The sequence below is a fragment of the Rhodococcus sp. 05-339-2 genome (assembly GCF_002258965.1).
Lineage (GTDB): Bacteria > Actinomycetota > Actinomycetes > Mycobacteriales > Mycobacteriaceae > Rhodococcoides.
This window is the reverse complement of the sequence record NZ_NOYW01000020.1, coordinates 274,977-289,545: the sequence shown is the minus strand read 5'-3', so window position 1 is coordinate 289,545 and position 14,569 is coordinate 274,977. Positions and strand designations below refer to the sequence as shown.

13 protein-coding genes and 1 pseudogene are annotated in these 14,569 nt (G+C 64.5%); 8 read left to right on the top strand and 6 right to left on the bottom strand.

Features of this window, described 5'->3' with window-relative positions; translation table 11 throughout:
• The first annotated feature begins 23 nt into the window (after positions 1–23).
• Genes CH273_RS24000 through CH273_RS23990 form a run of 3 tightly spaced genes read left to right on the top strand, consistent with a single transcriptional unit; the run spans position 24 to position 1,913 of the window.
• Positions 24–488: a tRNA (cytidine(34)-2'-O)-methyltransferase gene (locus tag CH273_RS24000; protein WP_176459254.1), complete on the top strand. Its 465-nt coding sequence runs from the start codon at positions 24–26 to the stop codon at positions 486–488.
• Positions 489–531: 43 nt separating this feature from the next.
• On the top strand, positions 532–1,416 hold the full coding sequence (locus tag CH273_RS23995; protein ID WP_032397478.1) for an SDR family NAD(P)-dependent oxidoreductase: 885 nt from the start codon (positions 532–534) through the stop codon (positions 1,414–1,416).
• Between the two features lie 29 nt (positions 1,417–1,445).
• On the top strand, positions 1,446–1,913 hold the full coding sequence (locus tag CH273_RS23990; RefSeq protein ID WP_032397479.1) for a MerR family transcriptional regulator: 468 nt from the start codon (positions 1,446–1,448) through the stop codon (positions 1,911–1,913).
• A gap of 11 nt (positions 1,914–1,924) precedes the next feature.
• On the opposite strand, the pseudogene CH273_RS23985 reads toward CH273_RS23990, so the two are convergent.
• Positions 1,925–2,599, bottom strand: a pseudogene (locus tag CH273_RS23985) (DUF4349 domain-containing protein).
• A gap of 308 nt (positions 2,600–2,907) precedes the next feature.
• On the opposite strand from CH273_RS23985, the gene CH273_RS23980 reads away from it, so the two are divergent.
• A complete protein-coding gene (locus tag CH273_RS23980) occupies positions 2,908–3,462 on the top strand; it encodes a DUF6764 family protein (RefSeq protein ID WP_179275544.1) in 555 nt (184 codons plus the stop codon).
• 52 nt (positions 3,463–3,514) lie between these two features.
• Here CH273_RS23980 and CH273_RS23975 read toward each other — a convergent pair whose 3' ends face one another.
• A complete protein-coding gene (locus CH273_RS23975) occupies positions 3,515–4,261 on the bottom strand; it encodes an SDR family oxidoreductase (RefSeq protein ID WP_032397480.1) in 747 nt (248 codons plus the stop codon).
• A gap of 65 nt (positions 4,262–4,326) precedes the next feature.
• Between CH273_RS23975 and CH273_RS23970 the strand changes: the two genes are divergently transcribed.
• Both CH273_RS23970 and CH273_RS23965 read left to right on the top strand, forming a co-directional pair.
• Positions 4,327–4,650, top strand: coding sequence for a winged helix-turn-helix transcriptional regulator (locus CH273_RS23970; protein WP_230596986.1), 324 nt, complete (start codon positions 4,327–4,329; stop codon positions 4,648–4,650).
• A 155-nt stretch (positions 4,651–4,805) separates the two neighbouring features.
• Positions 4,806–5,759, top strand: coding sequence for a methyl-accepting chemotaxis protein (locus tag CH273_RS23965; RefSeq protein WP_032397481.1), 954 nt, complete (start codon positions 4,806–4,808; stop codon positions 5,757–5,759).
• A 15-nt stretch (positions 5,760–5,774) separates the two neighbouring features.
• Here CH273_RS23965 and CH273_RS23960 read toward each other — a convergent pair whose 3' ends face one another.
• Complete coding sequence (locus CH273_RS23960) at positions 5,775–6,704, bottom strand: SDR family oxidoreductase (protein ID WP_032397482.1); 930 nt, start codon at positions 6,702–6,704, stop codon at positions 5,775–5,777.
• 122 nt (positions 6,705–6,826) lie between these two features.
• Positions 6,827–7,666, bottom strand: a complete 840-nt coding sequence (locus CH273_RS23955) for a helix-turn-helix transcriptional regulator (protein ID WP_032397483.1) — start codon at positions 7,664–7,666, stop codon at positions 6,827–6,829.
• 75 nt (positions 7,667–7,741) lie between these two features.
• Between CH273_RS23955 and CH273_RS23950 the strand changes: the two genes are divergently transcribed.
• On the top strand, positions 7,742–8,467 hold the full coding sequence (locus CH273_RS23950; protein ID WP_032397484.1) for an SDR family NAD(P)-dependent oxidoreductase: 726 nt from the start codon (positions 7,742–7,744) through the stop codon (positions 8,465–8,467).
• Positions 8,468–8,482: 15 nt separating this feature from the next.
• Here the strand turns inward: CH273_RS23950 and CH273_RS23945 are convergent, their stop codons facing one another.
• Positions 8,483–8,983, bottom strand: coding sequence for a metallophosphoesterase family protein (locus tag CH273_RS23945; protein ID WP_032398227.1), 501 nt, complete (start codon positions 8,981–8,983; stop codon positions 8,483–8,485).
• A 23-nt stretch (positions 8,984–9,006) separates the two neighbouring features.
• Positions 9,007–12,282 (bottom strand): error-prone DNA polymerase, encoded by a 3,276-nt coding sequence (locus CH273_RS23940; protein ID WP_032398228.1) that lies wholly within the window; start codon positions 12,280–12,282, stop codon positions 9,007–9,009.
• Between the two features lie 140 nt (positions 12,283–12,422).
• Here CH273_RS23940 and CH273_RS23935 point away from each other — a divergent pair, with 140 nt between their 5' ends.
• A complete protein-coding gene (locus CH273_RS23935) occupies positions 12,423–14,552 on the top strand; it encodes an MMPL family transporter (RefSeq protein WP_032397485.1) in 2,130 nt (709 codons plus the stop codon).
• Positions 14,553–14,569 lie beyond the last annotated feature (17 nt).

Here is a 14,569-nt window from a genome sequence, read left to right as displayed (position 1 = left end):
CTCGTGATGGCAGAGTGAACCGGGTGTTTCGACTCATGTTCTTCGAGCCCCGCATTCCACAGAACACCGGCAACGCAATACGCCTGGTCGCCGGGACCGGCTGCGAACTGCATCTGGTGGGCCCGCTCGGCTTCGACATGTCCGAGCCGAAACTCAAGCGGGCAGGCTTGGATTACCACGATCTGGCCTCGGTGACGGTGCACGCGGACCTGCCCTCGGCCTGGTCGGCGCTCGCACCGACTCGCGTGTTCGCCTACACCGCCCACGCTTCCCGGTCCTACGCCGACGTCGCGTACGAACCAGGCGACGTCCTCCTGTTCGGACCGGAACCCACAGGATTGCCCGACGACGTCCTGGACGACCCACACGTGACCGATCGACTCCGTATTCCGATGATTCCGGGCCGCCGATCGTTGAATCTGGCGAACGCGGCAGCAGTGACGATGTACGAGGCATGGCGCCAGCACGGGTACGAAGGCAGCGTCTGACGGGTTTGCGTTCGAGCGCGCTCGAAGTCATAGCGTGCGTTTCATGACACAGGCACCCCCAACACCACGACCTACTCGCACCTGGCTCATCACCGGGGCATCCTCCGGTTTGGGTCGAGCACTGGCCGAAGCCGCACTGGCGGCTGGCGACACCGTGGTCGCGGCGATGCGTCGACCCGAACGCGTCGACGAACTACTCGCCGAACACCCGGAATCGATACTGCCCATCGCCTTCGACGTCCGAGACACCGCGTCCGCGGCAGCCGTCGTCGAGGCCTCGATCGACCGGTTCGGACGTATCGACGTTCTGGTCAACAACGGTGGCGTCGGACAGATCGGTGCTGCCGAGGAGATCGACGACGCTCGGCTGCGCGACATGCTCGAACAACATGTGGTCGGTCCCGCCGCTCTCACGCGCGCAGTGCTGCCGGGAATGCGTGCACAGGGAAGCGGAACGATCGTGCAGATGAGTAGCCAGGGTGGCCGCATCTCCTTCCCCGGAGCCGGTTCCTATTCGGCTGGAAAGTTCGCGCTGGAGGGTTGGTCGGAGGCGCTGGCCGGCGAGGTCGCACCGTTCGGGATTCGAGTTCTGATCGTCGAGCCGAGCCGCTTCAGGACCGGTTTCAACAATGCCGATGTGCTCGAACGCGCTATTTCCACGGACGTGTACGCCGACGCTCTCGGCGCGATGAGAACCGACATGCTCGCTGCGAGCGGACAGCAGGAAGGAGATCCGCACCGCGCGGCTCGAATCATCCGTGACCTAATCGAGGCCGACTCCGCTCCCCTGCGCATTCCGCTGGGACGCGAGGCGGTCCGACGGTTGCGCGAGTCCTACCGCCGAGAGCTCGCATCGCTCGAGACCAACGCCGAACTGTCCTCGAGCGCGGACTTCCCGGGTGTGCCCGAATCCGTCCGCCCGGTCTGACGGCACCGGCAGGACTATCTTCTGTACTCATGGCGACGACGGATTTGATGAACAGGGCGCTGGCAGCCGTGGCGGACTCGGACGCACCGTTGACCGTCGAACTGCTGCACGAACTGATCGAACCTGGCGAGCTCTCCGAACCACTCGGCATCGCCGAGGTAGCCGAGCTCCTCGACATCTCCGCGCACACACTGCGGTACTACGAACGCTGCGGCCTGATCGAGGTTGCCCGCGACGGCCTCGATCATCGACGATACGACGCCGCCGCCGTGCGCAGGCTCGTGTTCCTCACCCGTATGCGGTTGTCCGGGATGCCGATGCGCGACCTCCAGCACTACGTCGAACTCGTCGACGGCGGGGAACACACCGTTCCGGAACGACTCGACATGCTGGTCGAGCATCGAGACACCGTCCGACGGCGTATTCGAGAACTGCAACTCTCGCTCGTGGCCACCGAATACAAGATCGCGACGTACGGCGGCGCCACCGGTCCATGAGTTTCGCGAGGTCAGCTTCTCGACCGTCGCCGAAACCGGACCAGTCCGTACACGGCAGCTGCGATGGCGACCAGGACGGCCAGCCATGGCAGCGCAGCACCGATCAGCAACACTCCCCCGCCGACGGCCGCGGTCAACGAGTGCCACCCCGACACGACCGCGTCCCAGAAATTGCTCGGCGCGGCCGGATCGACACCCTTCTCGGACGCGAAATCAATTGTGAGCGTCGACAAATCGATCTGGTCCGCCAGGTAGTTCTTCTGTGATACCAAACTGTCGAGCTCGCCCTGACGGCTCGAGAGTGCCGATTCCGCCTCGATGAGATCGGCAGTGTTCGACGCGGCCGCGATCAGCGCACGCAAGCGATCCACCTAGGCCTAGAGTGCGGAAATCCGCGCATCGAGATCCTGGTACTGCATGGTGACGTCGTCCCGCGTGACGGACAGGCTCGTCACCTCGCCCAGGTTTCGGATCGCGTCGACTGTGGCGTCGAGTTCGTCGGCCGGAATGCGTTCCGTCAGAGAGCTACTCGCGGTGGTGTCGTCGGTCTCGGGGGACTCGGTGCGGTTGTCGATTCGCCCGCCCGCAGTTGTCACCGTCTCGGCCGCGCTGCGTCCAGCGGCGATCGGATCTTCGGCAACGATCGACAGTTGCCCGGTAACGATTTCCTTGCGATCGGCGGGCACCGGCGCTTGCCGCCGCGCTGCGCCCCCTGCCGACTCGGGCGCGAGCGCCAGCCCAGGTGCGGATACCGAACTATCAAGCGGTGGAGCCGAATTCGATGGATCAGACGTAGCGCAGGAGAGCGTTGTGAACGCACACCCAGCGGCCACGAGGGCTCAGGCCAGAGTACGCAGAACCGGACTTCTACGACGATTCATTCCCGGATGCTAGCGGCACCGTTACACAAACCGCAGCAGCTTGCTGCCGTGAACGACTCGAGCGGGGTACCGTGTGCCGCACCGACCCGTTTCGCTCGTGAAGGAGCTTTCTGTTGTTCTCTGTTTCCCTGCCCCGTCTCGCTTCCCCTACCTCCTCCTCCACGCGCACGTCGAGTCGGTTCGGTAGCCGAATTGCCCGCACCGCAGCAATATTCGCCCTCGGCTCAGGAATGGCGACCGCAGCCCTGGTGGGCGCCGGCACCGCGTCGGCCGCACCCGTCAACTGCGTGTCTCCGCCCTCGGCCAACGACATCCAGGTCGCCGACACCGCGAGCTGCGGAGCCACCTCGAACGGCACCGGCCGGGCTACTGCCGGCGCTGCCGACAGCGGCACCGCGGTCAGCGTCAACGACGGCCCCGGCGCGACGACCACCTATGCCAACGGATACGGCGTCGCACTGGGAGCAAGCAAGAATGCGGGAACGGCGTATGCACTGGCGCTCGGCGGCGGCATCGCTCACTCGTGGGCCGACGCCGGCCAGACGACTCTCGCAGTCGCCGGGTGGGGATCCGGTGCCACGTCCGAGGCTCAGGGCGTCGATTGCGTCGGCCCTCTGTCGCTGGCACTGAACCTCACGAGCGGTCAGTTCTGCGTTCTCGGTAGCTGACACCGCAGAGGCACGATTTCGAACCGGTCGAACGGAGCCGATTACCCAGCAGTCACTGCTCGAGGTAATCGGCTCCGCCGACATACACGGTGTGACCGGACTTCTCGATCGGCATGACGGAAGCGTCCACCACAGCCGCCGCGAATTCGGCAACCGTGGGAAGCGCACCCTGTGCGGTGCGAGCGGCCACTGCATCAGGGTTTCGGCGCCCCAGGAGAGTCACCACGATGGTGCCTTCGATCATGTCGCCGGACACCACAACCAATTCGATGCCACGAGAATCCAATTCGGGAATCATCCCACGTAGAGCGTCCTCGCCTGCTCGCTTGCTCTCGGCAATGGGCTCGTACTCCACGGGGACCGGCTTCCTGCCGTGAAAATGCGCCTGATGACTGGTGAGAAAGACGATGCGTGAGCCGGGTTCCATGCGTTCGGCTGCGGCGCGAGCCATCGCCAGCTGAGCATCGCGGTTGATACTCATCGCGTAACCGGGATCGGCACCGAGCTCGAGCCCACCGGACGCGTTGAGCACCAGTACGTCGAGAGCGCCGAATTCGGCAGCAACCGACGCGAGCATCGCATCGATTGCCGCCGAGTCGGTCACGTCGGCTTTGATAGCCAGCGCTCGGCCCCCGCTCTTCTCGATCGCTCGCACCACACCGTCGGCTCGGCGCTTCTTCTCTCGATAGTTCACGGCAACCATCGCCCCCGCCGCACCCAACTGAACCGCGGTCTCCGCTCCGATGCCACGAGACGCACCGGTGATCAGCACCGATTTCCCTGCCACACGCTGCGTCATCGCCACTCTCCCTTTGCTTCGATTTTCGAATTGCTTCGATTTTCGAACCACTATGATCAAACGCGATGGAAATGGCAAGCGAATCCCGCCGATCGATGACGGCCGTCCTCGACCTCCTGGGGCAGCGCTGGAACATGCGCATTCTGTGGGAACTACGTGGCGGCCCACTCGGGTTCCTCGAACTACGACGACGCACCGACGACATCTCGTCCAGCGTTCTCGCCACCCGACTGCGCACGCTCGTCGATGCGCGAGTGCTGCTCAAGGACTCGGACGGGTCCTATCGCCTGACCGAACTCGGCGACGAGTTGGGGCCGGCACTCGAACCTCTCTGGCTGTGGGCGCAGCGCTGGAACGAGGGCAGACACACCGACGATCACCGCCCCTGAACAGCAGAATCAGCTCGATCGACGTCTCCGATCCTCGGCAGCGTCGGGGCCGACGCCGGGAGCAGAACACGATCGAAGGTCGCGTGCGCCGAACATCGAGTGGATCTGCGCGGCCTGCAGAATCGTCGTCGCTCGCCGACCGGCATACTCGAATGATGAGCGATACACGTGCAGCCACTCGCCCCAAGGCGCTGTCGTTGCACGGCCGCATCAGAGTGTTGACGATGAGCGTGGCAGCCCTGGCAGTCGCAGTGAGTGCTCTCGCGATCTATCTCGTCGCAGAACAGGCCCTCCGCTCACAGATCGTGGACCGCGTCGAACGCAACAGCGACGCTCTCATTGCCAGCGCCGCATCCGGCGTTCCGGCGGGTCTCTTCGGCTTCGGTATAGAAGACACCGAAGGCACCGCGGTGAAAGCAGCGCTGGTGACGCCCGACGGCACGTTGGTGACGTCGACGACTGGCACCGAGCCCTTCACCAATTCCGACGGAGTTCTGGACGACGCGGAGAAATCTGTCGTGGACGGCACCGTCGAGCAGTCGCTGCGCGAGGTACGAGGCTATTACCTGTCGGCAGCACGCACCGGCTCCGGCGGAACGATCATGGTGGCCGAGTCGCTCAATGAAGCGTCACCCTTGCTGGCCAAGCTCACACTCGCACTCGTCATCGTCGGAGCATTTCTCGTCGCGCTGGCCGGCGTCGCCGGTGCAGCCGTGGCCCGTACCGGCCTCAGGCCGGTACGCCGACTTCGCGCGGGCACCGAACGTGTGGCCAGGACCGGGGACTTCGAGCCCATCGATGTCAACGGTGACGACGAACTGGCTTCACTGGCCAACAGCTTCAACGAGATGTTGGCGTCCCTGTCTCGTTCGCGAGCACGACAGGGGCAACTGATCGTCGACGCAGGAGCCGAACTGATGGAGCCCCTGACGGCACTGCGTACGAACATCGACCTACTGATGTCGCTCGACGGGCCCGACGCACCGTCGATCTCCGAAGACCAGCAGGACCGACTGCGCGTCGAGGTCATCGCTCAGATGGACGTCATCATCGGATTGGTGCACGATCTCGTCGATCACGCCAGGGAGCCCGCGCCGACACCCCAGTGAGGACCTTCGAGTCGATCAGGACGAGAGCCGCACCCCGGTGAGCTGTTCGGACACCTCCCAGAGTCGGCGTGCATCGTCCATGCTGCGCATCGGCTTCCACATGCCGACCTCGGTCGGTGGCCCGCCGATGACTCGTTTCGGGCCGAAGAACTGATCCCCACCCGCGTCTCCACCCGCGGCTGCGACCAATCCCGGCCGTGCTGCACTGTCCACCGTGCCCGCGATGCCGACGCGGGCAAGAACGCCGATCAATCGGCGTCCTGCCGAATCTTTCGGGCGCCCCAATTCCGGTTGTGCCGCAAGCAGATTGGTCGGCGAAACTCCGGGGTGAGCGATGTTGCTGGTGATTCCCCAGCCGCCGGCCCTGCTGCGCGCCTCGAGTTCGCGTGCAAACAGAGCCACCGCGAGCTTCGATTGACCGTAGGCCTTCATGACATCGTACGAACGCTCCCAGTTGAGATCGTCCCAATTGATGGTCGCCGACCGTGCCGCAATGCTCGTCTGATGGGTGACTCTCGCATCACCTTTGCGCAGCAGCGGCAACAGACCGAGGGTGAGCGCGAAGTGGCCGAGGTGATTGGTGCCGAACTGCAGCTCGAAACCATCCTGGGTGACCTGGCGTGCAGGTGGCTGCATGACACCGGCGTTGTTGACGAGTATGTCGATCGCCCGTCCATCGGACGAGAAATCGTTCACCAGAGCGGAAACGGATTCCAACGACGACAGATCCAGCGCCCGAATGGTGACCTTCGCCCCCGGTACGGCGGCTCGGATCGATTCGGCGGCCCGCTCCCCCTTGGTGGCCGAGCGCACCGGCATCACGACCTCGGCACCGGAGCGGGCGAGCTGCGTGGCGATGACCGTTCCGATCCCGTCGCTCGCTCCCGTGACGACGGCCACCTTGCCCGTCAGATCGCGAAGGGATGTGTGTGCTGTTCGGCTCATGACAAGCTCCTGTGTCGGTGTTGATCGTGTGGATTCGACCTGCAAAACCCATGTTCGACGATCGCCGCGGGCTCATCCAGGACTTGCCGATCCACTGATACGACCGCCACCGTCGAATCGCGTCAGGACAGCACCTGAGTTCCCACCACCGCGAGCAGTTCCAACTTGGCGTAGCTCTCGCTGCCGGGCACTGCCGTGTACACCAGCAGTCGATGCGCCTGCTCGGGGTCCAGCAGTGTCTGGCAGTTCAGTTGCAGCAGGCCGACCGTCGGGTGCAGAAACCGCTTCGACTCGGGTGGGTGCACTCCCACTTCGCGCTTCGCCCACAGGGTTCGAAACTCCTCGCTGACCTCGAGCAATTCTGCGGACAGGTGCGCAGCTCTCGAGTCGGGTCCGCGAAGAGTGACGATCTCGCGCAGCCCCGACGCGTACACCCGAGACAGCACCGCACGCTCTTCGGGCGGGTACGACTGCCGGGCCTCGGGGTCGGTGAACCATCGGTATCCCAGGCTCCGGTTCGGCCCGGTGCGCAGCGACGCATCACCTGTCAGTGCCGCACCCAGCGGCGTCTGACGCAGCGTCTCTCCGATTTCGGACACGATCTCGGCGGGCGTGTCGTTCAGGCGGTCCAGAATTCGGAGCATTCCCGGGCTGACGTGCTCGCTCGACGAACCGCGGGCGGGAGGATTGTGCCCGGCCAATCGAAACACGTGATCACGCTCACCGAGCGACAGATGCAGTCCCTGCGCGATCGAGGCGATCATCTGCGCCGACGGAGCGGGTCCGGTAGCACGTTCGAGTCGTGCGTAGTAGTCGGTCGACATGTGGCACAGCTCGGCCACCTCTTCGCGGCGTAGGCCCTGAGTCCGTCTGCGCTGCCCTCGCGGCAGCCCGACGTCCTCGGGTTGCAGAGATTCGCGCCGCTGCCGGAGAAACACTGCCAATTCCGATCGATCGATCACCGCGGATCCCCTTCCGGTCGAACGCGGTTGCCTCTGCCGCAATTGTGCCCTCTCCGCGATGGCTATTGTTCAACGATGAGCGCTCCCCTGACCATCGTCACCGGTGGAAGTCGCGGAATCGGTGCCGCCGTATCCCGACGGCTGGTGGCCGACGGGCACGATGTGGTGATCGGCTATCGCTCCGACGCCGCCGCCGCGGAAGGGTTGGCCGCCGAGCTGTCGGCATCCGGCCGAACCGTGATCGCCGTACGCGCCGACACCACCGACGAGCAGGCGGTGATCGATCTGTTCGGTGCCGCCGGCGAGATCGGGGCTGTCACCGGTCTGGTCAACAACGCCGGTTCGGCACGCGCAGTCGGGCTGCTGGTCGACAACGACATCGAGACCATCAGAGCAGACCTCGACGTCAACCTGGTCGGTGTGCTCACCTGCTGCAAGTACGCGATCGCGGCGATGGTCGAATCGGGTGGCTCGATCGTCAACATCTCCTCAGCTGCCGCGACTTTGGGCAGCCCCGGCATGTACGTCCACTACGCGGCGGCGAAGGCCGCCGTCGACACGCTGACAGTCGGTCTGGCGAAAGAAGTTGCTGCGCAGAACATTCGCGTCAACGCGGTGGCACCGGGCATCATCGAGACCGACTTCCATCGCGATCGACAGCGACCACAGAAGATGGCGTCGAGCATTCCCCTCGGCCGCCCCGGTGCGCCGGACGAGATCGCCGGAGCGGTGTCCTGGTTGCTCTCCGATGATGCGCAATACGCGACCGGAACCGTCGTCAGGGTGGCCGGCGGAATGTGAGTACTTCGAACGTGACTACCGAGGGGCGATGCGATGCAGCTCCACGTTCGTCAGCGCACCGTCCTCGGCTGTGGCGGTCATGTACGTACAGTACGGTTGGCGGCGCCGATCCGTCGGTGACCCGGGGTTGAGCAGCCGAAGACCGTTGTCCGCGAACGTGTCCCACGGGATGTGACTGTGGCCGAACACGAGCACGTCCGTCTCCGGGTACGCCGCGGCCATGCGTCGTTCACGTCCCGTCGCAGCTCCGGTCTCGTGGATCACGGTGAACCGAACCCCGCCGAGCACGACGTCGGCGCGTTCGGGCATCAGCGCGCGCAACTCGTCACCGTCGTTGTTCCCCCAGCACGCGACCAGACGACGCGAACGCCGTGACAGCTCCTCGAACGATGCGAGGTCCACCCAATCACCGGCATGGATCACGACATCCGCGTCGTCGACGGCCGCCCACACCTCGTCGGGCAGGTCGCGTGCACGCTTCGGGAGATGAGTGTCGGCGATCAGCAGCAACTTCACCCCTCGATTGTGCACGCCGCCCTTCATCGGAAGTCCCTCGATCTGGACGCAACTCGTAAATCCATCAGTTGCAGATGATCGGCAACCACGGTCACCGCACCCTCGGCGTTCTGTACCTTGCCGCGAATCAGCAACGCCGGAGCCGTGATTGCCAACTTGCGGTACTTGGCCCACAACCCGACCGAGCACACCACGTTGACCATGCCGGTCTCGTCCTCGAGGTTGATGAACGTGACGCCTCCGGCCGTGGCCGGCCGCTGGCGATGCGTCACCGCTCCGCCGACGAGCACTCTGTCTCCGTCGGGGATCTGCAGCAGTCGATTCGCGGGAACCACGCCGAGCGAATCGAGCCGATCTCGAAAGAACTGGGTGGGATAGGAATCCGGTGACACACCGGTTGCCCAGACGTCGGCCGACGCCAGATCGAGGTCCGTCATGCCGGGTAACGCAGGCGCTTTCGTCGACGCTCCGATGCCGGGGAGCAGACCGGGCCGCTCCCCCGCCGCAGCACCCGCAGCCCACAGTGCCTCTCGACGGGTGATGCCGAAACACCCGAGTGCGCCTGCCGTTGCCAGCGCTTCCGCCTGCGCCACCGACAGTTCGACGCGTCCCGTCAGGTCCAGGAACGAGGTGTACGGCCCATGTGCGTCTCGCGCGTCGACGATCTTCTGAGCCAGAGCAGTACCGATGAACTTCACGTCCGCCAACCCCATCCGAATCTCGAGGCCGTTTCCCTCCAGGTTCGCATGACCGAGACTGGCATTGACGTCGGCACCGTGGACCAGCACGCCGTGTCGCCTGGCGTCGGCGACCAGAGATTGCGGTGAATAGAAACCCATCGGCTGGGCGCGCAGCAGTCCGGCACAGAACGCCGCCGGGTGATGCAGCTTGAACCAGGAGGAGTAGAACACCAGTGAGGCGAAGCTCTGCGAATGGCTCTCGGGAAAGCCGAAATTGGCGAAGGCCGACAGCTTCTCGTAGATTCGGTCGGCAGCTGTACCGGTGATGCCGTGCAGGTCGCGCATCCCGTCGTAGAACCGCCCCCTCAGCAGTTCCATCTTCTCCGGTGACCGTTTCGATCCCATGGCGCGGCGTAGTTGATCGGCGTCGGCGGCACTGAAACCCGCAACATCGATGGCCATCTGCATCAGCTGTTCCTGGAACAGCGGCACACCGAGTGTTCGATCGAGCGCCTTCTTCAGCGACGGATGCTCGAAGATCACCGGCTCGAGTCCGTTGCGGCGCTTGATGTACGGGTGCACCGAACCACCCTGGATCGGACCGGGACGGATCAGAGCGACCTCGACCACCAGATCGTAGAAGTTGCGCGGCTTCAGACGCGGCAGAGTGGCCATCTGCGCGCGGGACTCGACCTGGAACACCCCCACCGAATCGGCTCGCTGGAGCATCTCGTACACCTCGGGCTCGGACAGATCGATCGAGGCGAGTTCGATGTCGATCCCCTTGTGCTCGGCGATCAGGTCCATCATGTAGTGCAGCGCCGAGAGCATACCGAGTCCGAGCATGTCGAACTTCACCAAACCCACTGCGGCACAGTCATCCTTGTCCCACTGGAGTACACTACGGTTCTCCATCGTCGCCCATTCCACCGGGCAGACGTCGGCGATCGGACGATCACAGATCACCATGCCGCCGGAGTGAATGCCGAGGTGACGTGGGAAGCCCTCGATCTGACGGGCCAGGTCGAGAACGGAGTCGGGAATTCCGTCGCCGTCCTGATCACCGATTCCGGACCAGCGGGTGATCTGCTTGCTCCACGCGTCCTGTTGTCCCTGCGAAAAGCCGAGCGCACGCGCCATGTCTCGTACCGACGACTTGCCGCGGTAGGTGATGACGTTGGCCACCTGGGCGGCATGAGTGCGGCCGTACTTGGCGTAGACGTGCTGGATCGCCTCTTCTCGACGATCGGATTCGATGTCGATGTCGATGTCGGGCGGCCCGTCGCGCTCGGGTGCCAGGAACCGCTCGAACAGCAGCTTGTTCGCCACCGGATCGACGTTGGTGATGCCGATCGCGAAGCAGACAGCCGAGTTGGCCGCCGAACCCCTTCCCTGACAGAGGATGTCGTGAGTCTTGCAGAAGTGGACGATGTCGTGGACCACCAGGAAGTAGCCGGGGAATTCGAGCCTCTCGATGATGTCGAGCTCGTACTCGAGCTGCGAATAGGCGGCCGGGTTCGCCGACTGCGAGCCGTACCGACGGGCGGCTCCCTCGAACGTGAGTCGACGCAGATAGCTGATCTCGGTGTATCCGTCGGGCACATCGAACGGTGGCAGGCGCGGCGCGATCAGCTTCAGATCGAACGAACACTCACGACCGAGCTCGACGGCACCGCGCACCGCGCCCGGATAGTGACGGAACAGTTCGGCCATTTCCGCCCCGGACCGTAGATGTCCACCGCCGGTCGGTGCCAACCAACCGGCAGCCTCGTCCAAGCTGCTCCGTGCGCGCACAGCCGCCATCGCCATGGCCAATCTCCTGCTACGCGGACCGGCGTAGTGCGCGGCCGTGGTGGCGATCGTCGGAAGGCCGTACCGCTGCGCCAGAGTCGCGAGTGCGTCGTTGCGCTCGTCATCGTCTGCGACGCCGTGCCGGGTGAGTTCGACGGTGACACGATCGGATCCGAACCGGTCGACGAGTGTGCGCAGCGCGGCCTCTGCTGCCTCCGGACCACCACGCGAGAGCGCCTGGCGAACATGTCCCTTCCGGCAACCGGTGAGAATCTGCCAGTGACCGCCCGCCGATTCGGTGAGTTCGTCGATGTCGTACTGCGGCTTACCTTTGACCCCGCCCGCCAGGTGTGCAGCGGCGATCCGACGCGAGAGCCGGCGATACCCCTCCTGTCCGCGAGCGAGCACCAGTAGGTGGGTGCCGTCGGGATCGGTCTCTCCGGCTCGGGATCGATGGGTGTCCAACGAGAGTTCGGCACCGAACACGGTTCCGATACCGAGAGCTCTGGCTGCCTCGGCGAACCGCACGACCCCGTAGAAACCGTCGTGGTCGGTGATGGCGATGGACTCGAGGCCGAGGCGTACCGCTTCCTCGACCATCTCCTCGGGCTGCGAGGCACCGTCGAGAAAACTGAACGCCGAGTGCGCGTGCAATTCCGCGTAGGGAGTCACCGACACAGTGGGCTTGTCGATGGTGCGGTCGTAGACGTCCCTCTTTCGTGACCACGCCGGGCTGTCACCTCCGTCACCCTCGGCCACGGGCTTCGGGCGTCCGGACAGGACTCGTTCCATCTCCGACCACGTGGGTGGTCCGTCGTTCCATCCCATCGAGACCACCTTCCCTCACGTCGCCACCTCATCGAACACTTGTTCTAATGAGAACACGGGGGTCCGACACGGATCAACTAGAGTCGAATCGCCACTGACCCTTTTTCGCCGAATCCCTTTCACAGAGCCGGAGCACAGACGTGACGCGTTGGGCCTCGTTCGTCGTATCGCACAAACGATGGGCACTCGCAGTTGTCGTCGCCGTCGTCGCCGTCGGCGGAATCTTCGGACTCGGCGTCTTCTCGAAACTGAGCGAGGGCGGCTACGCCGACGCAGGCAGCGAATCGTCCGAGGTCGCACGGCTGGTGCAGGGCATAGGCCAACCGACCCCCGACATCGTCGCGATCTACACCGCCCCCGAGGGCCGGTCGATCGACGACATCGGACCACAGGTGCAAGCGACGCTCGACGAGTTCAGCAGTCGATACACCCTCGGCAACGTCGCCTCGTACTGGAGCGCAGACCCGATCAGCAAGGGATTCTTGGTCTCCAAGGACCGAACCAAGGCGTTGGCCACGGTGTATCTCGGTGCGAACTCGGGCGTCACGTTCAACACCTTCGGCGAGCTTCCACCACAGCTCGAAGTGCCCGGCATCGAATCGCAGTTCGCCGGCGCAACGGTGGTGGGAGTCTCGCTCAGCGAAACCCTCGAACGCGACCTGATCCGCTCCGAGATCATCGCTGTTCCCATCACACTGCTGCTGCTGATCTTCATCTTCGGCGGCGTGATCGCCGCAGCGGTTCCGGTCTTCGTCGGCATTCTGAGCGTGCTCAGCTCCCTGGCCATCCTGCGGGTGCTCACCGAGTTCACCGAAGTCAGCTCGTTCTCGATCAACGTCGCGTCGTTGCTGGGATTGGGCCTGGCCATCGACTACGGACTGTTCATCGTCAGCAGGTTCCGCGAGGAACTGCGCGGTGGATCGACGCCGATCGACGCGACAATCCGCACCGTCGCCACCGCAGGCAAGACCGTCGTCTTCTCCGGACTGCTGCTGATCTGCGCATTCGCCGGGATGCTCGTCTTCCCGCAGGCAGTGATCCGATCTCTCGGGTTCGGGGCCATGGCCGCAGTGGCGAGTGCAGCCGTCCTGTCACTGACCGCGGTTCCCGCCCTGCTCGCCATTCTCGGTACCCGCATCAACTCCTGGACGTGGTCGCGCACAGCGTCCGACCGAGGCGATGCACGCGCACACAAGTTCTGGGGCGGCGTCGTCACCCGCGTCATGAAGCATCCGGGCATCGTCGCTGCCGTCATCGTCGCCGGTTTGCTGATCATCGCCACCCCGATCCTGAAGGTATCGCTCGGAGAGGTCGACTACACGGCGCTGCCGAAGGACAACCCTGCGCGCATGGCGTTCGAGACTCTCGGCTCCGACTTCGAATCCACCGGCGAGGGCGCAACCGTTGTTCTGCGCGGCCTGGACGGCGTCAAGCCTCAGGGCGCACCGATTGCGGCGCTCACCTCAGCCGTGGAATCCACGCCCGGTATCGCCCGAGCCGAATTCCTGGGCTCGAAAGACGATTTCGTGACGCTGCAGGCGTCCTACAGCGAACCGACCGGCGGGCTGAGCGAGGCCGAATCCCAATCCGACGCAGTGGCGGCGCTGCGCGCGATCACTCCTCCGGACGGTACCGAGATCCTCGTCGGCGGCGGACGAGCCAACGTCGACGACGGCAATGCGGCGATCGCGAAGTGGCTACCGGTGATGATCACGATCATGGTCGTCTCGACGCTGGTGTTGTTGTTCCTCGCATTCGGATCGATCGTGTTGCCGATCAAGGCGGTCCTGATGGCCGGACTGAGCCTGGCCGCCACCTTCGGCGCACTCACGTGGGTGTTCCAGGAAGGCCACGGAGCCGGCCTGCTCGGCGTCACCCCCGGTCCGCTCGAATCGACGTTCGTGGTTCTCATTCTCGCGGTCATCTTCGGCTTGTCGACCGACTACGAGGTGTTCCTGATGTCGCGCATGGTGGAGGCTCGCGCGGCTGGAGCGAGCACCGAGGAAGCGGTGATCTTCGGCGCTCAACGCACCGGACGCATCGTCACCGCGGCGGCGCTGATACTGATCGTCGTCACCGGGGCCTTCACCGTCTCGGGTCTGTCGATCATGAGGTTCCTCGGCGTCGGAGTCATTCTGGCGCTGATCATCGACGCCACCATCATCCGGATGTTGCTGGTTCCGTCACTGGTCAAACTCATGGGCGAGGCGAACTGGTGGGCACCGGCCTGGATGAAGAAAGTGCACGAAAAAGCAGGTATCGGGCACTAGCACCGGAACTTACCTTG